Source organism: Haloferax namakaokahaiae, assembly GCF_042663225.1.
Taxonomy (GTDB): domain Archaea; phylum Halobacteriota; class Halobacteria; order Halobacteriales; family Haloferacaceae; genus Haloferax; species Haloferax namakaokahaiae.
In genome coordinates, this window is the sequence record NZ_JBHTAA010000001.1 from 379783 (window position 1) to 399266 (window position 19484).

Below are 19484 nucleotides of genomic sequence, written 5' to 3' on the forward strand. Positions count from 1 at the left end.
ATCGCCCGGCGGACGACAACGTGTCAGCAAATCTCACCAGAACGTGTCGCTACAGTCGTAGACGACGCCGTGTTCCGGACAGACGTACTTACAGTGGCGATGGTCCATCGACGCACCACAGAAGGGGCAGGGGCGGCCCTGGGTGACCTCGAGTGTGCACGCGTCGCCGGCGACCTCGTCTTCCATACGTGTCGTTCGTAGGACTCGGTTGACATATGGTTTACTGCCGATTCCCGGCGTCTGCTGCCGCTTCTTCCGGATTCCACCCACATTTGGTAGTGATGTGGAACAACGCTCATACGCCGGGGGTCCCCACCAACAACGTGTCGAGCACGAAGAACCCGTGGGAATATTACGCACCCCGACAAATCAGGAGCAAGAAGCGTCGATGGAGAAGGCCCTCTGGTATCTACTCACGGCAACACGAGGCGGGACGAACCGCGTTCGCATCATCCGGTGTCTCTCGGACCAGCCGATGAATGCGAACCGACTCGCCGAAGAGCTTGATGTCGGCTACAAGACCGTCAGACATCACCTCGATATGCTCGAATCACACGGCGTTATCGAAGGCGGCGACAACAAGTACGGTCGGTTGTACTTCTTGACCGACCAGTTCGAGCACAACCGAGAGACGTTCGAAGAAATCGCACGACGACTGGAGTAACACGATGGCAATGGGAACTCAAATCATGGCAGCGAGCGCCCTCTCGGGCGTGAATATCGTCTTCCTCGCCGCACTCTGTGTGGTGTGGATACGAAACTACCGAACCTTCCGGACCGCGCTCGTCCTCGGCCTACTGGCGTTCGCAGTGGTAATGCTGCTCGAAAACGCCTTCGCGCTGTACTTTTTCTTCACCATGCAGAGTTTCTACTCGGGCGACCCGCACGTCCAACAGGCCGTGCTCGTGCTCCGCAGCCTCCAACTCGTCGCGCTGGCGACGCTGACGTACGTGACGCTTCGATAACGGCTCCGTCTTGCGCTTCGAGGACGATATCCCGTTTTCTCACAGTTCCGCGACGTGAACCGAGTGTCGAGTCGAATCGCTCGGCGAGCCCAGTGCTGAGAGAGTGAGGGTAAAGAGAAGAGAGCGGAGAAAGCGGAAGAAAACGAAAGAACGCTACGGAGTTAGTCGCGTGCTCGGTTTAGCACTCGGACCAACCGCAGCTCTGACAGGTCTTACACCCTTCAGAGTAGTAGAGTTCCATCGCGCCGCACTCGGGACACTCGGGACTCTCGCCGGCCGCGAGCAGGTCGGCGATTGCGTTCGAGTCGTCCTCGGCGTCCGCGTCGGCTTCGGGCGTGTCGTCAGCCGTGACAGACGGCTGTTCTGAAGCCTCTGCTTCCACTTCGGTCAGGTTCTTCTGCCGCGGGTAGCCCTTGTCGATGTCGCCGTCGAGGTAGCGGCGCATGGCCGTCCCGATGGCATCGGGGATGGAGTTGATCTGTTCGCCCTTGTCCCAGGCGACCTTCGGGCTTCGGATGCCCTTCAGTTCGTTGGCAATCTCCTCGGGGTCCACGCCGGAGCGGAGCGACGTGGAGATGGTCTTGGCGAGCGCCTCGGTGAAGGAGGCGGTGAAGCCACCGGAGTTGCCGATGTTGGCGAACAGTTCGAACGGCTGTCCGTTCTCGTCCTCGTTGATGTTGACGTAGAGCTTCCCGTAGCCCGTGTCGATGCGCTGGGTGACGCCGTAGAGCACGTCGGGGCGCGGGCGCTTCTTGCCGACGTCGCTCGGCGAGTCGGCGAAGGCGAGTTCGAGTTCGCCGCCGATGAGGTCGGCGACTTCCTCGCTTTCGAGGAACGCCGACACGTCGCCGAACACGTCACGAATCTGCGAGACGATGGCCTCTGCGGCCTCTTCGTCGTCGGAGAACTCCGCGTTCTTCGCGCGCGTCGTGAGGACCTGCTTCGAGCGGGTGCCGTCGCGGTAGACGGTCACGCCCTTGCCGCCGTGGTCGTAGATGTAGCGGTAGACCTCGTCCATGTCCTCTTTCGAGGCGCTGTTCGGGAAGTTACAGGTCTTGGAGATTGCGGAGTCCACACCCTCCTGGAGGGCACACTGGACGCCCGCGTGTTCGAGACCGGTCAGGTCTGCGGTGACGACGAACAGTTCCGAAATCGCGTCCGGAACCGACGAGAGCGACGAGACACCGTCGAACTCGTTGTTCGCCATCTGGTCTTGGGCTTCGCGTTTCACGGCCTCAACGTCGATGTCGTTGGCCTCCAGCGCGCGGAGGAAGTAGTCGTCGAACTCGACGAGCATCTCGTCGCCCTGCACGTCGTCGGAGACGTTCTTGTAGTAGGCGACGTTGTAAATCGGCTCACAGCCACCGGTGGTGTTGGAGACCATCGAGGTGGTGCCCGTCGGGGCGATAGTCGTCGTGTTGTGGTTGCGGATGGGGAAGCCGTCGGCCCAGTCGTCGGCGTCTTCGCCCGTGTGGTGTTCGAACCAGTCTCGGTATTCGGTCGGGTTCGCGTACTTGGAGTCTTCCCACGCGTCGAACGGACCGCGCTCTTCGGCGAGTTCGTGGGAGGCCCACTTGGACTGGTGGTTGATGTGGGTCATCAGCTGTTGGGCGATTTCGTTGCCCTCCTCGGAGCCGTAGCGGACGCCGAGTTGGATGTAGAGCTGTGCGAGACCCATGATGCCAAGTCCGATTTTGCGGAGTTCGCGGACCTTCTCCTCGATCTTCTTCACGGGGAAGTCCGACATCGTGACGACGTTTTCGAGGAAGCGCGTGCCGTTCTCGATGCGGTGGTCGAACTCCGACCAGTCGATTGCGTCTTCGAGGAACGCATCGACGGCCGCCGACATGTCGGCGTACTCGTCGCCGTGCTGGTCGTACCAGACGCGCCAGTCGGGGGCGTCGAAGTCAACGAGCGTCGAGAGGTTGATGTGCCCGAGGTTACACGCCTCGTACTCTTCGAGCGGCTGTTCGCCACACGGGTTGGTTGCGAGGATGCGGTGGTCGGGGTGCTTCTCCACGTCGAACGAGTGCTGCTTGTTCGCGCGTTCGAGGTAGACGACGCCGGGTTCGCCGTTCTCCCACGCGCCCGCGACGATGTGGTCCCACATCTCCGCGGCCGGGATGGAGAGGACTTCGCCGACTTCGACGTACTCGCCGAGGTCGAACATCTCGTAGATTTCCTTCGTCTGCGGCGTGGCGACGTGCGGCTCTTCGGTGCGCGGGTTGGTGAAGACGAACTCCTCGTCGTTGTACAGCGCCTCCATGAAGTCGTCGGTGATGCCGACCGAGATGTTGAAGTTCGAGAGGTGGCCTTCGACGGCGTTGCGGAGGTGTTTGGGGACGCGTCCGTCCTCGTCGATGAGTTCGCGTGCCTCTTCGAGCGCGTCGGCGAACTTGGTGTGCGTGAAGTCGTCGGGGTCGTTCAGACGGAGCGTGTGTGCGAGCGAGACGTCCTTGTTCTTCGCGTGGATGAACTGAATCACGTCGGGGTGCGAGACGCGCATGACGCCCATCTGGGCACCGCGGCGGGCACCGCCCTGCGCGATGGTCTCACACATCTGGTCGAACGTCCGCATGAAGGTGATGGGACCGGAGGCGATACCGCCGGTCGAACCGACTGCGTCACCGTAGGGTCGGAGGTTCCAGAAGGCATAGCCCATGCCACCGCCGGACTGGAAGACCTCCGCGGCCTCCTTGGCGGTCTGGTGGATGTCGGTGATGTCGTCGCCCGGAGAATCGACGAAACACGCCGAGAGTTGCTGGAGTTCGTCGCCAGCGTTCATCAGGGTCGGCGAGTTGGGCATGAAGGAGAGCTGGTTCATCATCTCCTCGAACGTCTCACGCTTCTCGACGACGACGTCGGCGACGGAGTCGGGGAGTTCGGGGACGAGCGTCTCGTAGGCGAACTTGTTGACGTTGTAGATGGAGAGGGTCGCCTCGGCGTCTGTGTCGTCGGCGGTGACGCCCGTGCCGAAGACTTCCGCGGCGAGTTCGTCGCGGCGCGGGTGGTCGGGCTTGATGAGGTCCGGCGTGACGGTGATTTCGAGGCCCTGCTTTTCGGCTTCGAAGACGGCCTCGGCGAGCGCGATGTTCTTCGCAACGCGGGGGAAGAGGTCCTCCTGGGTCTCGATGAGGTCCCCGTTGGCGTCCTTGCGAAGGTAGCGCGCGGGCAGAATGTTGTTGTAGGCGTTGCCCGTCATGCGCTCGGCGAGCGTGTCGCCGTCGGTGCGCTTGATGGGCAGTACGAGTTCGTCCGCGGAGAGTTCAGCGTCGCTCATAGGCTATTCCTCCTGCCCGACTCGTGTTCGGGCAGTCGTTGGTTCGTAGGTTCGTGAAAGTCCGCTCATTTGTGACGATAGTTGTGTGTGTGATGTGGTCGGTTAAGGCTTCGGACTCAGCGTCGATTTCGTCCCAGAAGTATCAGATCGAGTTTGTATCTTTCTGGGGTCCGTGCCGTGGTCCGATACGTACATTTCCAATGAAGGCGCGCTGGCCACATAACGGTAGGTAGAGCGGAGCGGAAGTGAAATCAAATACTGAATAATCGCAAGACATGACTGTCTTATCCAGTAGAACGTGAGGGGGGAGTAGCACACGCTGAACGAGTAACATGGGACGGTCTCTCGCGTTCTGTCGGACATTATAAAGGGACCACGTCGGAAAGTGATTCGAAGATGTGTCAGAATGAATATGGTGGATAAAAACGCCACCCGAAGGCAGTGATATTCGCCGATTTCAGCGGTCTCGAACCACCGCTATTCGAGAGTCGATACCGCGCCGCAAACTTATTCTCACCCGCGGTGTCATATCTAGCTATGGCACTACTACCACTCCTCTTCGTCTTCCTCCAAATCGAGGGTCTTCTGGGGTCACCGCTCGGGCAACTGCTCGCCGTCATCGTCGGCATCGGCGTCGTCGTCCTCGTCGGGAGAGTGTTCCTCAAAGTCGCGTGGCGACTCGTCACCATCGCGGCGGTCATCGTCGGGGCGCTGTTGCTCCTGTCGTTCCTCGGCATCAACGTCCTCTAACGACCGGACGAGACTCTTTTCGAATACCTACTGCGGCGCGACTTCGAGACCCGCCACCGACGAGAGGAAGTTCCCAACGATACCGTGTCCCGACCCCGTGAGCACGCTCTCGGGGTGGAACTGGACGCACTCGATTGGATACTCGCGGTGGCGGACGCCCATGACGAGCGCCTCGCCGTCGTGGTCGGTCGTCGCCGAGACCTCGAAGCAGTCGGGGACTTCGGTGGCGACCAGCGAGTGATAGCGCCCGGCAGGGAAGCCCTGTTCGAGACCGGAAAAGACGCCGACGTCGTCGTGGTCGATGGGGTAGGCCTTCCCGTGGATTGGCTCCGGCGCGTGGCCGATGGTCCCGCCGTAGGCGTAGACGGCCGCCTCCAACCCGAGGCAGACGCCGAGCGTCGGAATCTCCGTCGAAAGCTCTCGAAGCACGTCGTTCGTCACGCCCACGTCGCGGTCGTTCTTCGGGTGGCCGGGACCGGGCGAGATGACGAGCGCGTCGGGGTTCAGGTCTCGAATCTCGTCGAGCGAGGCGGTGTTCTTCCGCACTTCGATGTCGATTGGCTCGCCGCCGACGGTCTGTTCGGAGAAGTACTCCACGAGATTGTACGTGAAGGAGTCGAAGTTATCGACGATGACGAGTCGGGTCATCGGGTCGCCTCCTGCGGTTCGTACTCGATGCGACGGAGCGCGTCGAGCACGCCGCCCATCTTCTGTTCGGTCTCTTCGTACTCCGAGACCGGGTCGGAGTCGGCGACGATTCCCGCGCCTGCGCGAACCGAGATTTCGTCCTCGTCGCCCGAGGTATCGACCGTCGCCGTCCGAATGACGATGGCCGTGTCGGCGTCGCCGGTCCACGAGTAGTAGCCGACGCCGCCGCCGTAGACGCCGCGCGGCGACGATTCGAGGTCGTCGATTATCTCCATCGCACGAACTTTCGGCGCGCCGGTGAGCGTCCCAGCGGGGAACGTCGCGCGCGTCGCGTCGAACGCGTCGAATTCGGCGTCGAGCGTCCCCGTCACCGTCGATTCGATGTGCTGGACGTGGCTGTACTTGACGACGCTCATGAACTCATCGACGCGGACGCTTCCGGGCGAGGAGACGCGCCGAACGTCGTTGCGGCCGAGGTCCACGAGCATCGTGTGCTCGGCGCGCTCTTTGTCGTCGGCGAGGAGTTCGCCCGCGAGTCGGCGGTCTTCGACCGGGCCGGCACCGCGCTGGCAGGTGCCTGCAATCGGGTTGACTACGACGCGGTCGCCGCGAACCGAGACGAGCGTTTCGGGACTCGCGCCGACGACGTGTCTGTCGCCGTGGCGAAGCAGGTACATGTACGGCGAGGGGTTGACCTCGCGGAGCGACTCGTACAGGCCGACCGGGTCGATTTGGCCGCGAAGTCGTCGGGTGCGCGAGAGGACGCCCTGATAGATGTCGCCGTCGCGGACGTGTTCTTTCGTCTTTCGAACCGTCTCCTCGTAGGACGCGCTCGACTCGGACTCCTCGCCGGTTCGTTCGAACCCACCGAGGTTCGGCACGTCGGCACCTTCGAGTCTGTCGGCGACGCGTTCGGCCTCGGCGACGACCGAATCGTACACGTCTCCGGGGTCGTCGTCGGGCGTGACGACCGGCGTACAGACCAACTGCACGGTGTCTTCGCGGTGGTCGAACGCGAGGGTTCTGGTGGTCAGGACGAACTCGGCGTCGGGATTCTCGGTCTCCGGGCGCGTGCGACCGACCTCTTCTAGCCAGAGGTCGTAGACGGCCTCGTAGGCGAGAAAGCCGACGAGTCCGCCGGTGAGCGTCTGCCGGTCGCGCGCGGGGAAGTTGACTCGGGGGAGCGCCGGGAGCGCGCCGCGAAGCGAGTCGAGCACGTCGCCCTCGGTCTCGCGGATGAACTCGGTTGCAGGTCCGCCGAGGTCGGTCACGTCGAAGCCGTCGGGACCGACCGTGACGACTGCTTCGGGGTCGTAGCCGACGAAGGAGTAGCGGGCGTGCGAGTCCGCGTCGGTCGTCGCCGACGAGAACGCACCCTGCGGGTTACTCGATGCGACCTTCTCGGCGCTCTCCAAGAGGAAGCCGTAGTCGCTTCGGTCGGTGAGCGTCGTGTAGGCAGCGAGCGGTTCGGCGTCGATACCGAGGTCGGTTGCGAGGTGTGCGACGACCGGTTCGTCGTACTGTTCGACCTGTGCGACGAACTCCTCGCGCGGCGTTTCCGGCGTCATGCGAACACTCCCGCATCCTCGAAGACGTTCGATTTCGACGAGGCGTCTCTCGCTCGGGAGACGAATTTGACGACCGAACTGTGGTCTTTGATTCCGCCTTCGCGTTCGACGCCGCTGGCGACATCGACGCCGTACGGGTCGGCAGTCTGGATGGCCTCGGCGACGTTCTCGGGCGTCAAGCCACCGGCGAGGATGACGGGGGCTTCGACTGCTTCGACGAGTTCGCGGGCGGCGTCCCAGTCGTGCGTCTGGCCGGTTCCGCCAGCACCGGATTCGGAGGGGGTATCGACGAGGATGGCGTCGGCGACTGCTTCGACTTCGCGGGCGCGTTCGAGGTCGGTGGCGGCGACGACGGGGACGACGCGAACGCCCTCCTCGCGGATGGAGGCGAGTTCGTCGGCAGTAAAGTCCGCGTGGAGTTGCAGGATGTCGGGGCGAACCTCGCGGACGAGTTCGAGGGCCCGCTCCACGGAGTCGGGCATCGTGACGAGCGTCGCCGCGACGAACGGTGAGACGCCGGCGACGAGTTCGCGGGCGCGCTCGACCGAGACTTCTCGTGGCGTCTCGACCGGCACGTCGGCGATGACGCCGACCGCATCGACACCGGCGGTCTCGGCGGCGCGCAGGTCTTCCTCGCGGGTGAATCCGCAGACTTTGACGCGGACCATTCAGGCCTCCCGGAGCGCGTCGAGTTTCGCGGCGGCCGCGCCGGAGTCGATAGCGTCACGGGCAGTGTCAACGCCGCCTTCGAGCGATTCGGCCAGTCCGGCCACGTAGATTGCCGCGCCAGCGTTGGCGAGGATGAGGTCGCGTTTCGCGCCGGTCACGTCGCCGGAGAGGATGCCTTCGAGGTCGCGGGCGTTCGCTTCGGGCGTGCCGCCCGCGACGGCGTCGATGGGGGCGGTTTCGAGTCCGAGGTCATCGGGGGCCAGGGTGTACTCGGTGACGTCGTCGCCATCGACTTCGGCGACGGTCGTCGCATCGTGGAGGGCGATTTCGTCCATGCCGGAGCCGTGGACGACCAGCGCGCGCTCGACGGGCATGTGAGAGAGCGAGCGTGCGATGACTGGGACGAGGTCGGGGTCGTAGACCCCGAGTACTTGGGCGTCCGCGCCTGCGGGGTTCGTCAGCGGGCCGAGGACGTTGAAGATGGTGCGCATTCCCAGTTCTTTCCGCGGGCCGATGACGGCTTTCATCGCCGGATGGAACACCGGTGCGAGCATGAAGCCGACACCGTTGCGCTCGATAGACCGCTCGACTGCAGCGGGTTCGGCTTCGACGTTGACGCCGGCGACTTCGAGCACGTCGGCGCTTCCAGAAGAGGAAGACACGGAGTAGTTACCGTGTTTGGCGACGGCCGCGCCCGCTCCTGCGGCGACGAGCGCGCTCGTCGTCGAGACGTTGATGGTGTCGTAGTCGTCGCCGCCGGTCCCGCACGTGTCCACGAGCGGTTTCCGCGATGGCGAAATCGTTCGCGCGGCGTCGCGCATTCCCTGTGCGAAGCCTGCAATCTCTGCTTCTGTCTCACCTTTCGCGCGGAGCGCGGCCAGCAAGCCACCGATTTGTGCCTCTGTCGCGTCCGCAAACACTGTTCGGGAGACCGTTCGTGCCTCGTCAACCGACAAGTCATCGCCGGCCGTTACCCGTTCGATATATTCCTGCATTGGTAGTCACCGATGTACGAGTTCGTGTTACGATGTACAAATGTGCACATCAACTTAAGGATGTCGGGGTGGTGAATTTCGCCGCGACTCACGGGGTTGTATCGCAGAGGAGAGTCGGAACCGGCGTCTCGCGGTGTTTCACCGCATCGTGTCGAGAATCGCCACACAGGGTTTGATTCGAAAGCTTAAATTGTACCCCCGGACAACGGAGAGATGCGTCCGAACGGGCGTGGGAAGCAACACACCGGGTTGGTGGTCTAGTCTGGTTATGACACCTCCTTGACATGGAGGAGGCCGGCAGTTCAAATCTGCCCCAACCCACTCACTTCTCACGTTTTCGGGGTTTGGGCGATGTTTGCACCTCGGGTTGGTGGTCTAGTCTGGTTATGACACCTCCTTGACATGGAGGAGGCCGGCAGTTCAAATCTGCCCCAACCCACTTCTCTTCGACGCAACGACCGCGAGAGACCTCTGTGTCTCTCGCGTCTGCATCGTGTGTTGTGGTCCGGGCAGATTTGAACCAGCGAGCAAATCTCTGATTTGCGAGTGAGGTTCGTGCGAACGAAGTGAGCGTGAGCACGTGAGACGACAGCCTCACGAGGTTCAACTCTGCCCCCAACTATCTTCACCAGCCAGAATAGACGTGAGAGAGATGCACCGCTGGTCCCAACTCGTTCTCCGCTGGAAACTCCTCTTGGGGGTGGTACTTCCAGTCTGTTTCCTCGCTGTCGCGCTCGCGGTGGAGACTCCAATACGAGGAATCGGCGCGGCCGTGTTCGTTGCACTCGCACTCGGCGTCGTCTACGTATTCATCCGATTCGTGAACGAGAACGCCTAAACAGAACTCACCAAACGACCCCTACCGAAACCGCCTTTCGGACTCCCACTTCTTTTTCATCTCTATCATCTCCCCGACGCCGCGAGCGACGTCCGAGACGTGAAACGCGATATCCGTGGCGGTGACGATGCCGACCATCTTCGCGCCGTCTACGACGACGAGTTTCTTCACGCGTTCGTCTTCCATCTTCTTGGCGGCGACGCGAACCGTCGAATCTGGTCGAACCCACTTGATTGGATTCGACATGACCGCTCGGGCGGGGATTTTGTGGAGCGGGCGGCCGCTTTTCACACCCGCTCGAAGGGCGTCTGATTCGGTGACGATGCCTGCGGGCGTGCCATCGACTCTGACGACGACGCTGCCCGCGCCTCGTTTCAGCATCGTACGAGCGCAGTCTGCGACGGAAGCGGAACTATCGACCGTGGCCACCGACTCGGTCATTATCTCTTCGATTTGCATCTTACTGTGACACCGCCTCCGGCTCGAACAGGTCGTCGGCAGTCTCGACTTCGGTCGAGTCTTCGCGGCGTGGCGTACTCCCCTCACGGCGCGACGCATCCGTCTCGTCGAGCGAGGCGTCTGCGACTTCCCCGTTCGACACGTCGAACTCGTCGAGTAAGTCGTCGAGGTGCGTCACGTACGTCGTCAGTTCCCGAAGGTCCTGATTGACCCCGAGGAGGGCGGCGCTCTGTTGTTGGGCCGCCGCGGAGACGGTCTCCGACTCGGCGGCCGTCTCTTCGGAGATGCCCGCGATTTCGTCGGTCATCGAGAGCACCTCCTGCGAGGAGTTGGCCTGATTCTGCGTCGCATCGGAGATTTCGCGGACGCTCGCGGAGGTCTCTTCGACGCGTTCGACGATGCCGTCGAAGGAAGCGAGTGCATCGTCAACAGACTCCGCGCCTTCTTCGACGCGCGATTGCATCCGTTCGATGCGCTCGATGACGGCGTCGCGTTGGGCTTCGATTTCGTCGATGAGCGACTGGATGTCGCCGGCGGAGGCTTTCGTCTCCTGGGCGAGCGACTTGACCTCGTTGGAGACGACGGCGAATCCTTCGCCGGCCTCGCCGGCGCGGGCCGCTTCGATGTTCGCGTTGAGCGCGAGAATGTCGGTCTGCTCGGCGATTTCGGTGATCACGTCCACGATTTCGCCGACGCGAGAGAGTCGGTCGTCGAGTTCGTGGACCTCTTCGACGGTGGCCTCGGTCTCCGAGCGAATCGTCTCGATATCGGAGAGCGCTTCGCTCGCTGCACCCTGCCCGTCGTGCGAGCGCTGTTCTGCTTCCTCGGTGAGTCGAACGAGTTCGTCGGCCGACGAGGCGATTTGCTGGACCGACGCCGAGAGGTCGTTGACCTCGTTCGTGACCGCGACGAGGCTATCGGTCTGTTCGGTCGCCCCGTCGGAAATCTGCTGGACGGACTCGGACACCTCTTCGCTCGCGCTGGCCACTTCGTCGGCGCGCTCGGCCACGCGATTGGCGAGCGACGAGACGTCCTCGCCGAAGGCCGAAACCGTGGCGACAGTCTGTTCGATGTCGTCCATCATCTCGTTGTACGCGTCGGCGACCATCCGCATGTCGTCGCTGTCGGAGTCGTCCGGGAGGCGAACGGTCAGGTCGCCGTCTGCCGCCGCGGCCATCGAATCGCTGTAGCGGCGGGCGTCCCCCCGTTGGTTCTTGAGGTCGGTTCGGAGGTTGTCGATACCGGCGATGACCTGCCCGAGTTCGTCGTTGCGAGTCGTCTCCACCTCGACGTCTAAATCGCCGCTTCGGAGCGAAGAGACGGTCTCGGAGAGGTCGATGAGCGGGACGGCGGTGCCGACGCGAATGAGGAGCGTGAACGCGACGAAGCCGAGGAGACTCAAGAAGATGAGCGTCGCAATCTGGATACCGACCGACTGCGAGAGCGCGTAGACGTTGCTCGCGGGCGCGTGGAGAAGCAGTACGTCGCCGCCTTCGAGCGGGACGTGAGCGACGACGTGCGGCGACGAGACGAAGCCTTCGACGGGAGCGAGGCGCGAGACACCCGTGCCGCCACTGAACGCGTTTTGCAGTCCTGCCGCGCCGAACGCCGGGTACATACCACCGGCTTGGCCGCCGCCGCCGTCGTAGAAGACGGTGCCGTCGGACGAGACGATTTGTGTGAACTCGCCTTCGACACTCCCCTCGAAGGCCGTGCCGAGCGACGAGGCTTCGGCGACTAAGACGATTGCCTGCGGTTCGACCGAGGAGAGCGGGGCGACGAAACCGATGTATGCGACGCCGTCGGAGACGTAGACGTTCGTTCTATCGACCTCGTCGTCTCCGAGGTTCGTCCCGGCGGGAACGGGAATCGACCCGCTTTCGAACAACTGCGACCCGGTCGCGCCGTCCTCCGAGGAACTGAGGACCTCCGTCGTCTCGGTGTTGATGAGATAGAGACCGGCGACGTCGGCGGGCATGTCATCTTTCGCGTCGGCGAGTGCGCCGGACGCGCGTTCTGCGACGGCGCTACTGGTCGCGGGGTCGTCGGCGACGATAGTTGCGAGTCGCGTCCGCGTCTCGAACCACGATTCGACCTGAATCGACTGGCGCTGTGCTTCGGTCAGCATGCCCTCGCGGGCGTTTTCGTCCAACGTCGCGGCCGTCTGTTGATACTGGACCGCCCCGATACCAGCGACGAGAATTGAGACGAGAAGTAAGATGGAAACGAGCTGTCTCATGTAGCTCTGTGTAATCGCATCTGGAAGCCGGAGCTGGGCTTCATCGACGAGATTTCTACTCATTAGCAAACGGTACAGAATTCGGCGCATAAATCCACGGCCTCGAATATCAGCCACGATAATTCAGACGGGATGTGTCCGGCGGCGGTGATTCTCACAGGCGTCAGAGATAGGTTCGTTGGACGCTAGCAAGCCGCATGGAAGTCGAACTCCGCCTGCTGCTGGCGGGCTTCTGTATCGTTGCCCCGTCCCTCCTCTTCGTCGGCTTCGTTCGCCTCTTAGACGGCATGCGAGAAGGAGACTTCGTCGAACGAGTACTCGATAGACTGGACGACGATATCAGCGAGACTGGGACGGCCGTCGATCCGACGTTGTTCCTCAGAACGGCACAAGAGAAGTCGCGCCAGCGAATGCTTCCCTGTGGCGAGTGTGGCGCGCCGAACGTGGCAGGAAGCGCTCGCTGTGGGCTGTGTGGGATGAAATTGCGGTCGTAGTTACTGGACGAGCAACTCACTGGGTCGGTCGGGACTCACGCCGTGAAACAGCGGCCGGAACGACCCAGATTCAGCCGGGTCTTCGAGGAGCGTCTCCAGCAGTTCGTCTTCGAGGTCGTGGAGCGGATGGGTCGAGTTCGCTCGCGCCTCGATGAGTTGTTCCATGTCTTCGGCTTCGAGGTACCAGACGAGATAGTCCGCGTCGTCGCCGTACTCCACGAAGAGCGATATCGTGTAGAGCGACTCCGCACGCCAGATGTCGAGTATGCCCTCTGTGTCGGCGTCGGCCTCTTCCCGTAGGTCGGCAACCCACTCGACGAGTTCGTCGGTCTTGCCGGGTTTGATACGCTGCTTTCTGACGAACGTGTCAACCATGCGTAGATATTCGAGTAGGTACCGATAGTTCTGGTGGCGCGGGCGTCGAAAAATGAGAGACGGTTCCTCGAAGCTTAGAGGAAGTCTTCGATGTAGTCGGCGACTTCGTTCGGGGTGTCGCCGACGGGGACGCCCGCGTCGTTGAGGGCGTTAATCTTGGACTCTGCGGTGCCCGTTCCGGACCCGGAGACGATTGCGCCGGCGTGACCCATGCGCTTGCCCGGCGGTGCCGTGCGACCGGCGATGAAGCCAGCGACGGGCGTGTCCATGTTCTCGGCGATGAACTTCGCGGCCTGCTCTTCGTCCTCGCCACCGATTTCGCCGCACATGACGACGGCGTCGGTGTCGGGGTCGTTCTCGAACGCTTCGAGCGCGTCCACGAACGAGGTGCCGATGATGGGGTCGCCGCCGATACCGATTGCGGTGGTCTGGCCGATGCCGCGCTCGGTCAGGTTGGAGACGACCTGGTAGGTGAGCGTGCCGGAGCGGGAGACGAGACCGACGTTCCCCTCCTCGAAGATGTTTCCGGGGAGGATGCCGAGTTTGGCCTCGCCGGGCGTGATGATACCCGGACAGTTGGGGCCGATGAGACGCGTATCGACCTCTTCGAGGCGCTTGTTGACCTTCGCCATGTCCTGGGTCGGGACGCCCTCCGTGATGGCGACGACGAGGTCGAGGTCCGTATCGAGTGCCTCGAAGATAGCGTCGGCGGCGAACGCCGGCGGCACGAAGACGACGGATGCGTTCGCGTCCTCTTCTTCGACGGCTTCACTGACGGTGTCGTAGACGGGGACGCCTTCGACTTCCTGGCCGCCCTTGCCGGGGACCGCGCCCGCAACGACGTTCGTTCCGTAATTTATCATCTGCTGGGTGTGGAACTTGCCTTCCCCACCCGTGATGCCCTGTACGACCACGCGCGTGTCGTCATCGACGAAAATGCTCATTGGGAGACCTCCTTTGCGTTCTCGACAGCCTGTGAGACTGCGTCCTCCAGCGTGCTCTCGACCTGAACCAGGTCCGTGTTCAGAATCTCCATGCCTTCTTCGGCGTTCGTCCCTGCGAGGCGCACGACGACGGGTTTCGGAATCTCGTCGAAGCTCTCGAGCGCTTCGTTGATACCCTTGGCAACCTCGTCGCCGCGGGTGATGCCACCGAAGATGTTGAACACGACGGAATCGACGTTCTCGTCGGAGAACACCATGTCCAGTGCGTTTGCGACACGGGACGCCTTCGCGCCGCCACCGATGTCGAGGAAGTTGGCGGGCTTGCCGCCGAAGTAGTCCACGAGGTCGAGCGTCGTCATGACGAGACCGGCACCGTTGCCGATGATACCGACGTTACCCGACAGACGGACGTAGTCGAAGCCGTACTCGCCGGCCTTGGCTTCGAGGTCGTTCTCGTAGGAGTCCTCTTCCATCGCCGCGAGGTCGTCGTGGCGGAAGAGCGCGTCGTCGTCGATGTTCATGACGGCGTCCGCGGCGATGATGTCGCGGTCGGACGTGATCATGACGGGGTTGATTTCGATATCCGAGGCGTCGTTCGCCTCGTAGAGGTCGTAGAGCGTCGTGAGGAAGGAAGCGACGTCGAAGGCGACGTCGCGGGGGATGCCTGCTTCGAAGACGACCTTGCGGGCCTGATACGGGTGCAGGCCGAACGCGGGGTCGATGTGCTCGCGGGCGATCGCGTCGGGAGTCTCCTCGGCGACTTCCTCGATGTTGACGCCACCTTCCGTCGAGACCATGGCCACGGGCTTGCCCTCGGCGCGGTCCATCGTGATACCGACGTACAGTTCGTTCTCGAAGTCAACGCCTGCTTCAACGAGGACCTTCTCGACCGTGTAGCCTTTGAGGTCCATTCCGAGAATGTCCTCGGCCGCCTGCCGAGCCTCGTCCTCGTCCATTGCGATCTTGATACCGCCGGCCTTGCCACGCCCACCGACGTGAACTTGTGCCTTGATAGCCGCAGGGTATCCAATATCCTCGACCGCCTCCATGACCTCGTCTACGGACGACGCCAGACGGGACTCAGGAACTGGAATCCCGGCTTCTGCGAAGATGTCCTTCGCCTGATATTCGTGAAGCTTCATTACCATGCGTGGGAGGGGAAGGCACGCGCTTAAATCCCATTCATCTTCGTTCAGGAGGAACCGGTAGTAAGGCCCAAGAGAAGTTTACTCACGGACAGAAAAATAGACGCCAGTGAGTCCAAAGGCGACTCCGAGTGCGGCGAGGACAGGGGCAATCAGATAGACCTGATAGAAGGCTAGTATGTCGATGCCGCCGCCGCGTTGGTCGGCGTTGAGTGAGTAGACGACGCCGTCGTACCGAACCGGGTAGTAGCCGTGGCCGACCGCGACGTGGTCGTCCGCGTAGTACAGGTCGGGTGCGGTCTGGTTCTCGTCGTCCACGACGTAGGTGTCGTTCTCAGCCGCGAGCGCGCTGTCGAATGCGTGCTGTGCCTCGGCCGAGAGGTTCTCGTAGGCAACCACGTCAGACTCGTCGTACGAAAGTCCGTCCGAACCGGGTGTGACGCTGACCGCGTAGTCCACGTCGGACGAGACGGTCCAGATTGGCATCGCGGCCGCACCAGCGAAACAGACGACAGCGACCGCGAGGAAGACGATATCTCGTCGGGAGGGCATCAGTGTCGAGTATTCAACAGCCTGATAAGTACTTTCGGTGGGGCGACGACCTCCGACGAAACACCCACCAATTCTCTCCGGGTCGTCCGAGTTTAACACGAATGACGACACACAATCATCCATGCGCGCAGTCAGATTCCACGAACACGGCGGACGCGACGTACTGCAAGTAGACGACATCGACACGCCAGAACCGCAGGCGGGCGAAGTGCTCGTCGAAGTCGCCGCGGCGGGCGTCAACCCCGTGGACACGTACTTCCGCGAAGGTTCGTACACGCCGTTTGCGATGCCGATGATTCCCGGCGTGGACGTTGCCGGCGAAGTCGCCGCCGTCGGTCCCGACGTCACTGGGTTCGAAGAAGGCGACGCAGTCGTCGGAACCGGCATCGGCAAGGACCACTACGGCGGCTATGCCGAATTTGCGGCGGTGCCGACAGACCGACTCGCCGTCGTCGCCGACGACGTTGACCTCGTCGCCGCGGGCGGTGCGGGCGTCGCGGGTGTGACCGCGTGGCGCGCGCTGGTTGACCACGGTGGGATGCAACTCGGTGACACCGTCCTCGTCCACGGCGGGTCCGGCGGCGTCGGCCACGCCGCGGTCCAGCTCGCGGCCGCCGCGGGCGCACACGTCATCGCCACCGCGGCACCCAAATACCACGACAGAGTCGCCGAACTCGGTGCAGACGTAGTCCTCGACTACAACCGCGACGACCTCGCAGACGCAGTCACAGCGGCCGCGAAGGGCGACGGCGTGGACCTCACGCTCGACCACCGACTCGACGACTACCTCCAGTTCGACGCCGACGTGGCGACGACTGGCGGCCGCGTGGTCGGCATCGGCGAGAACGACCCCGAAGTCGGCTTCGACCTCTCGTCGTCGGCCCGCGGGAAGGACCTCCAGATTACGATGATGAGTATGTTCAACACGCCCGACCTCTCGGCCCCGCTGCGCGAGTTGGCCGGCCAGATGGGCGCGGGCGAGTTCGAAATCGACGTGGCTCGAACGTACGACCTCGACGAGGCCGGCGAGGCCCACCGAGCCGTCATGGAAGATAGTTTCCTCGGCAAGTTGGTCATCACGCCCTGAACGTCGGGCACCTCGCGGTCTTAGTCCCGTATTTGCCCGGCGAGTTATGTGACCTGACAACGTAGTACCATTCTATGAACGTCGAGTTCGATTTTACCGACCGAGTTGTACTCGTAACCGGTGCCAGCGGTGTCCTCGGCAGCGCAGTCGCGCGAGCATTCGATGCTGCGGGCGCAACGGTCGCGGCCGCGGACGTGGTCCAACCGGACGAGGACGACGACTTCTTCCAGTTACAGCGAATCTCGTTCTACGAAGGCGACTTCACCGACGAATCCTCGGTCGAGACGGTCGTAGAAGACGTCATCGCAGACCACGGCGAAATCGACTTTCTGGCCAACATCGCAGGAACGTGGAAGGGCGGGACGCCGCTCCACGACACGGACGTCGAGACGTTCGACTTCCTCTTCGACGTGAACCTGAAGACGATGTTCCTCGCGTCGAAACACGCGATTCCGTCGCTCCGCGAGACGGAAGGAGCAATCGTCAGCGTCTCGTCTCGGTCCTCACTCGAAGGCGGCGAGGGCGACGGCGTCTACCGCGCATCGAAAGCAGGCGTCCGTCTCCTCACCGAAACGATTGCCGAGGAGCATCGCGGCCGGATTCGCGCGAACGCGGTGATGCCGAGCGTCATCGACACCCCCGCGAACCGCGAGATGATGCCCGATGCCGACTTCGACCGGTGGGTAAAGCCCGAGGAGATAGCACAGACCGTGTTGTTCCTCTGTTCGGACGCCGCATCGGTCACGAGCGGTGCGGCGGTTCCGGTGTACGGTGAGGCCTGATACCGTTCGACGTGCGAGATAATTCCACGCTTGCGCGCGCAGATTTTTACACACTACGTGAGCGATTCACGAACACGACACACGTTAGAAAATAGAGGATACTTCGGGTCGAGATTCGGACAATCGTGCCACCATATAAGAGTGGTTGGAGAAATATGTGAATTTTTCATCCGTTATGCGACGACATACCGCGTCATTTATCACACCACTATCGGCAAGACGTGATAGACATGAGCGAACGTGAAACATGGGCGACCCGGGCAGGGTTCATCCTCGCCGCCGTCGGCAGCGCCGTCGGTCTCGGGAACATCTGGCAGTTCCCCTTCAAGACCGCACAGTTCGGCGGGGCATCCTTCCTGATCGTCTACCTCGTCGCAGCGCTCGGCATCGGCCTTCCGGCCATCCTCGCCGAGTTCGTCATCGGACGAAAGACCAACCTCAACACCATCGACGCCTTCGAGAAACTCGGCGGGAAGAACTGGCGCATCATCGGCGCGCTGGGTCTCTTTACCGGCTTCTGGATTCTCTCGTACTACAGCGTCGTCGGTGGCTGGGTGCTCCGCTACATCGGTGGGAGCCTGACCGGCGCGTACTTCGCCGCGCCCGCCGAGTACTTCGGCCAGATTTCCGCCGGCATGGACGCACTCGTGCTCCACGCCGTCTTCATGGCGCTCGTCGTCGGCATCGTCGCACTCGGTATCGAGGACGGTATCGAGAAGGCGACGAAGCTGATGGTTCCGAGTATCGTCGTCATCCTCGGCGCGCTCGCCGTCTTCGCCTTTACGCTCCCCGGCGCGTCCGAAGGCTACGCGTACTTCCTGTCGCCCGACCTCGACGCACTCGCCGCGAACTTCGGCGATATCGTCCCGTTCGCCGTCGGCCAGGCGTTCTTCTCGCTCTCTATCGGCATGGGCGCGATGATTACCTACGCCTCCTACATCGACGGCGACCAGAGCCTCTTCGGCGACGGCATCACCATCGTCTTGCTGAACACGTTCGTCGGCATCCTCGCCGGACTCGTCGTCCTGCCGCTCCTGTTCGCACAGGGTATCGACCCCAACACGAGCGGGCCCGGTGCGGTGTTCATCAGCGTCGCTGGCGCGTTCGGAAACCTTCCGGCGGGACGACTCATCGGCGTCGTCTTCTTCGGCGTCGTCCTCATCGCGGCGCTCTCTTCGGCGATTAGCCTCCTCGAAGTGGTCGTCTCGTGGGCCATCGACAACTACGACGTGACCCGTCCACAGATGGCGGTCGGTCTCGGCGGCGTCATCTTCCTCCTCGGCGTCCCGTCGGCTATCGACACGGCGTGGCTCGGCTGGTTCGACACGCTCGCCTACAAGTTCCTCCTGCCAGTCGGCGTGCTCGGCATCCTCATCTTCGCGGCGTGGGTCTACGGCGCACCCGCGGTGAACGAACTGATGAAAGGAAGCGGACTGGGCGACGGCGTCGGTCTCACGTGGCTGTGGCTCGCGCGCACGCTCGTCCTCCTCGCGGTCGTTGCGACGCTTCTCTTGGGTCTCCAGACCCTCTTCCTCGGTCCGGAGCCTGCAATCGTCCCGCCCCTCTGAGGCGGCGAAACGTCCCTGATTTTTGAATAGTTACGAATCGTAGGCAGTGGCGAATATTTTCTGAGCATTCGTCAGCAATCTCTGCTCATTGCCCCCCTCAAACCGTTAAATTTCTGCGATGACGTT

Annotated in this window: 20 protein-coding genes and 2 tRNA genes; 10 read left to right on the forward strand and 12 right to left on the reverse strand. The window is 62.6% G+C overall.

Going from position 1 to position 19484, the window contains the following annotated elements; genetic code table 11:
• Positions 1-33: 33 nt before the first annotated feature.
• Positions 34-186, reverse strand: a complete 153-nt coding sequence (locus ACFQJC_RS02130) for an HVO_2523 family zinc finger protein (protein ID WP_390221599.1) — start codon at positions 184-186, stop codon at positions 34-36.
• 202 nt (positions 187-388) lie between these two features.
• Between ACFQJC_RS02130 and ACFQJC_RS02135 the strand changes: the two genes are divergently transcribed.
• Positions 389-664: an ArsR/SmtB family transcription factor gene (locus ACFQJC_RS02135; protein WP_390221600.1), complete on the forward strand. Its 276-nt coding sequence runs from the start codon at positions 389-391 to the stop codon at positions 662-664.
• A gap of 4 nt (positions 665-668) precedes the next feature.
• Complete coding sequence (locus tag ACFQJC_RS02140; protein ID WP_390221601.1) at positions 669-965, forward strand: DUF8036 family membrane protein; 297 nt, start codon at positions 669-671, stop codon at positions 963-965.
• Between the two features lie 178 nt (positions 966-1143).
• On the opposite strand, the gene ACFQJC_RS02145 is transcribed toward ACFQJC_RS02140, so the two are convergent.
• Positions 1144-4245, reverse strand: a complete 3102-nt coding sequence (locus ACFQJC_RS02145; RefSeq protein WP_390221602.1) for an adenosylcobalamin-dependent ribonucleoside-diphosphate reductase — start codon at positions 4243-4245, stop codon at positions 1144-1146.
• A gap of 537 nt (positions 4246-4782) precedes the next feature.
• On the opposite strand from ACFQJC_RS02145, the gene ACFQJC_RS02150 reads away from it, so the two are divergent.
• The gene (locus ACFQJC_RS02150) at positions 4783-4995 is read left to right on the forward strand and encodes a hypothetical protein (RefSeq protein ID WP_390221603.1); all 213 of its coding nucleotides are present in this window, start codon (positions 4783-4785) and stop codon (positions 4993-4995) included.
• Between the two features lie 27 nt (positions 4996-5022).
• Here ACFQJC_RS02150 and trpG read toward each other — a convergent pair whose 3' ends face one another.
• Genes trpG through trpD form a run of 4 tightly spaced genes read right to left on the reverse strand, consistent with a single transcriptional unit; the run spans position 5023 to position 8875 of the window.
• The gene (gene trpG, locus ACFQJC_RS02155; RefSeq protein ID WP_390221604.1) at positions 5023-5643 is read right to left on the reverse strand and encodes an anthranilate synthase component II; all 621 of its coding nucleotides are present in this window, start codon (positions 5641-5643) and stop codon (positions 5023-5025) included.
• Entirely contained in the window at positions 5640-7211 is a 1572-nt protein-coding gene (gene trpE / locus ACFQJC_RS02160) for an anthranilate synthase component I (RefSeq protein ID WP_390221605.1), read from the reverse strand. Before trpE ends, trpG begins: the two co-directional genes overlap by 4 nt.
• Positions 7208-7879, reverse strand: coding sequence for a phosphoribosylanthranilate isomerase (locus ACFQJC_RS02165; RefSeq protein WP_390221606.1), 672 nt, complete (start codon positions 7877-7879; stop codon positions 7208-7210). The genes trpE and ACFQJC_RS02165 overlap by 4 nt, the downstream gene beginning before the upstream one ends.
• On the reverse strand, positions 7880-8875 hold the full coding sequence (trpD, locus tag ACFQJC_RS02170; protein WP_390221607.1) for an anthranilate phosphoribosyltransferase: 996 nt from the start codon (positions 8873-8875) through the stop codon (positions 7880-7882).
• A 246-nt stretch (positions 8876-9121) separates the two neighbouring features.
• Here trpD and ACFQJC_RS02175 point away from each other — a divergent pair.
• The 3 genes from ACFQJC_RS02175 (at position 9122) to ACFQJC_RS02185 (ending at position 9713) form a co-directional block, all read left to right on the forward strand.
• Positions 9122-9196: transfer RNA gene (locus ACFQJC_RS02175), tRNA-Val, on the forward strand.
• A gap of 43 nt (positions 9197-9239) precedes the next feature.
• Positions 9240-9314 (forward strand) — tRNA-Val (locus ACFQJC_RS02180).
• A gap of 213 nt (positions 9315-9527) precedes the next feature.
• A complete protein-coding gene (locus ACFQJC_RS02185) occupies positions 9528-9713 on the forward strand; it encodes a hypothetical protein (protein WP_390221608.1) in 186 nt (61 codons plus the stop codon).
• Positions 9714-9734: 21 nt separating this feature from the next.
• On the opposite strand, the gene ACFQJC_RS02190 is transcribed toward ACFQJC_RS02185, so the two are convergent.
• Both ACFQJC_RS02190 and ACFQJC_RS02195 read right to left on the reverse strand, forming a co-directional pair.
• Positions 9735-10172, reverse strand: a complete 438-nt coding sequence (locus ACFQJC_RS02190) for a CBS domain-containing protein (protein ID WP_390221609.1) — start codon at positions 10170-10172, stop codon at positions 9735-9737.
• Between the two features lies 1 nt (position 10173).
• Positions 10174-12474 (reverse strand): methyl-accepting chemotaxis protein, encoded by a 2301-nt coding sequence (locus ACFQJC_RS02195; RefSeq protein ID WP_390221610.1) that lies wholly within the window; start codon positions 12472-12474, stop codon positions 10174-10176.
• Positions 12475-12608: 134 nt separating this feature from the next.
• Here ACFQJC_RS02195 and ACFQJC_RS02200 point away from each other — a divergent pair, with 134 nt between their 5' ends.
• Positions 12609-12905, forward strand: coding sequence for a zinc ribbon domain-containing protein (locus tag ACFQJC_RS02200; RefSeq protein ID WP_390221611.1), 297 nt, complete (start codon positions 12609-12611; stop codon positions 12903-12905).
• On the opposite strand, the gene ACFQJC_RS02205 is transcribed toward ACFQJC_RS02200, so the two are convergent.
• From ACFQJC_RS02205 to ACFQJC_RS02220, 4 genes are all read right to left on the reverse strand, one after another.
• The gene (locus tag ACFQJC_RS02205; protein ID WP_390221612.1) at positions 12906-13280 is read right to left on the reverse strand and encodes a DUF6176 family protein; all 375 of its coding nucleotides are present in this window, start codon (positions 13278-13280) and stop codon (positions 12906-12908) included.
• 74 nt (positions 13281-13354) lie between these two features.
• Positions 13355-14224, reverse strand: coding sequence for a succinate--CoA ligase subunit alpha (sucD, locus tag ACFQJC_RS02210; protein WP_390221613.1), 870 nt, complete (start codon positions 14222-14224; stop codon positions 13355-13357).
• Entirely contained in the window at positions 14221-15366 is a 1146-nt protein-coding gene (gene sucC / locus ACFQJC_RS02215) for an ADP-forming succinate--CoA ligase subunit beta (RefSeq protein ID WP_390221614.1), read from the reverse strand. The genes sucD and sucC overlap by 4 nt, the downstream gene beginning before the upstream one ends.
• Before the next feature lie 84 nt (positions 15367-15450).
• Positions 15451-15921 carry a DUF7979 domain-containing protein gene (locus tag ACFQJC_RS02220; RefSeq protein ID WP_390221615.1) on the reverse strand — a complete coding sequence of 157 codons (471 nt, stop codon included), beginning with the start codon at positions 15919-15921 and terminating at the stop codon, positions 15451-15453.
• 121 nt (positions 15922-16042) lie between these two features.
• Between ACFQJC_RS02220 and ACFQJC_RS02225 the strand changes: the two genes are divergently transcribed.
• The 3 genes from ACFQJC_RS02225 (at position 16043) to ACFQJC_RS02235 (ending at position 19358) form a co-directional block, all read left to right on the forward strand.
• Positions 16043-17008, forward strand: a complete 966-nt coding sequence (locus ACFQJC_RS02225; RefSeq protein ID WP_390221616.1) for an NADPH:quinone reductase — start codon at positions 16043-16045, stop codon at positions 17006-17008.
• Between the two features lie 74 nt (positions 17009-17082).
• Positions 17083-17790: an SDR family oxidoreductase gene (locus tag ACFQJC_RS02230; protein ID WP_390221617.1), complete on the forward strand. Its 708-nt coding sequence runs from the start codon at positions 17083-17085 to the stop codon at positions 17788-17790.
• A gap of 230 nt (positions 17791-18020) precedes the next feature.
• The gene (locus ACFQJC_RS02235; protein WP_390221618.1) at positions 18021-19358 is read left to right on the forward strand and encodes a sodium-dependent transporter; all 1338 of its coding nucleotides are present in this window, start codon (positions 18021-18023) and stop codon (positions 19356-19358) included.
• Positions 19359-19484: the final 126 nt, after the last annotated feature.

What these genes read in the sequence shown, in the direction of transcription:
- trpE (WP_390221605.1), bottom strand. Translation starts at nt 7,211, where the DNA reads ATGACGCCGGAAACGCCGCGCGAGGAGTTCGTCGCACAGGTCGAACAG.
- trpG (WP_390221604.1), bottom strand. Translation starts at nt 5,643, where the DNA reads ATGACCCGACTCGTCATCGTCGATAACTTCGACTCCTTCACGTACAAT.
- ACFQJC_RS02190 (WP_390221609.1), bottom strand. Translation starts at nt 10,172, where the DNA reads ATGCAAATCGAAGAGATAATGACCGAGTCGGTGGCCACGGTCGATAGT.
- ACFQJC_RS02145 (WP_390221602.1), bottom strand. Translation starts at nt 4,245, where the DNA reads ATGAGCGACGCTGAACTCTCCGCGGACGAACTCGTACTGCCCATCAAG.
- ACFQJC_RS02135 (WP_390221600.1), top strand. Translation starts at nt 389, where the DNA reads ATGGAGAAGGCCCTCTGGTATCTACTCACGGCAACACGAGGCGGGACG.
- ACFQJC_RS02200 (WP_390221611.1), top strand. Translation starts at nt 12,609, where the DNA reads ATGGAAGTCGAACTCCGCCTGCTGCTGGCGGGCTTCTGTATCGTTGCC.
- sucC (WP_390221614.1), bottom strand. Translation starts at nt 15,366, where the DNA reads ATGAAGCTTCACGAATATCAGGCGAAGGACATCTTCGCAGAAGCCGGG.
- ACFQJC_RS02205 (WP_390221612.1), bottom strand. Translation starts at nt 13,280, where the DNA reads ATGGTTGACACGTTCGTCAGAAAGCAGCGTATCAAACCCGGCAAGACC.
- ACFQJC_RS02140 (WP_390221601.1), top strand. Translation starts at nt 669, where the DNA reads ATGGCAATGGGAACTCAAATCATGGCAGCGAGCGCCCTCTCGGGCGTG.
- ACFQJC_RS02165 (WP_390221606.1), bottom strand. Translation starts at nt 7,879, where the DNA reads ATGGTCCGCGTCAAAGTCTGCGGATTCACCCGCGAGGAAGACCTGCGC.
- ACFQJC_RS02230 (WP_390221617.1), top strand. Translation starts at nt 17,083, where the DNA reads ATGAACGTCGAGTTCGATTTTACCGACCGAGTTGTACTCGTAACCGGT.
- trpD (WP_390221607.1), bottom strand. Translation starts at nt 8,875, where the DNA reads ATGCAGGAATATATCGAACGGGTAACGGCCGGCGATGACTTGTCGGTT.
- ACFQJC_RS02150 (WP_390221603.1), top strand. Translation starts at nt 4,783, where the DNA reads ATGGCACTACTACCACTCCTCTTCGTCTTCCTCCAAATCGAGGGTCTT.
- ACFQJC_RS02185 (WP_390221608.1), top strand. Translation starts at nt 9,528, where the DNA reads ATGCACCGCTGGTCCCAACTCGTTCTCCGCTGGAAACTCCTCTTGGGG.
- ACFQJC_RS02195 (WP_390221610.1), bottom strand. Translation starts at nt 12,474, where the DNA reads ATGAGTAGAAATCTCGTCGATGAAGCCCAGCTCCGGCTTCCAGATGCG.
- ACFQJC_RS02130 (WP_390221599.1), bottom strand. Translation starts at nt 186, where the DNA reads ATGGAAGACGAGGTCGCCGGCGACGCGTGCACACTCGAGGTCACCCAG.
- ACFQJC_RS02235 (WP_390221618.1), top strand. Translation starts at nt 18,021, where the DNA reads ATGAGCGAACGTGAAACATGGGCGACCCGGGCAGGGTTCATCCTCGCC.
- ACFQJC_RS02225 (WP_390221616.1), top strand. Translation starts at nt 16,043, where the DNA reads ATGCGCGCAGTCAGATTCCACGAACACGGCGGACGCGACGTACTGCAA.
- ACFQJC_RS02220 (WP_390221615.1), bottom strand. Translation starts at nt 15,921, where the DNA reads ATGCCCTCCCGACGAGATATCGTCTTCCTCGCGGTCGCTGTCGTCTGT.
- sucD (WP_390221613.1), bottom strand. Translation starts at nt 14,224, where the DNA reads ATGAGCATTTTCGTCGATGACGACACGCGCGTGGTCGTACAGGGCATC.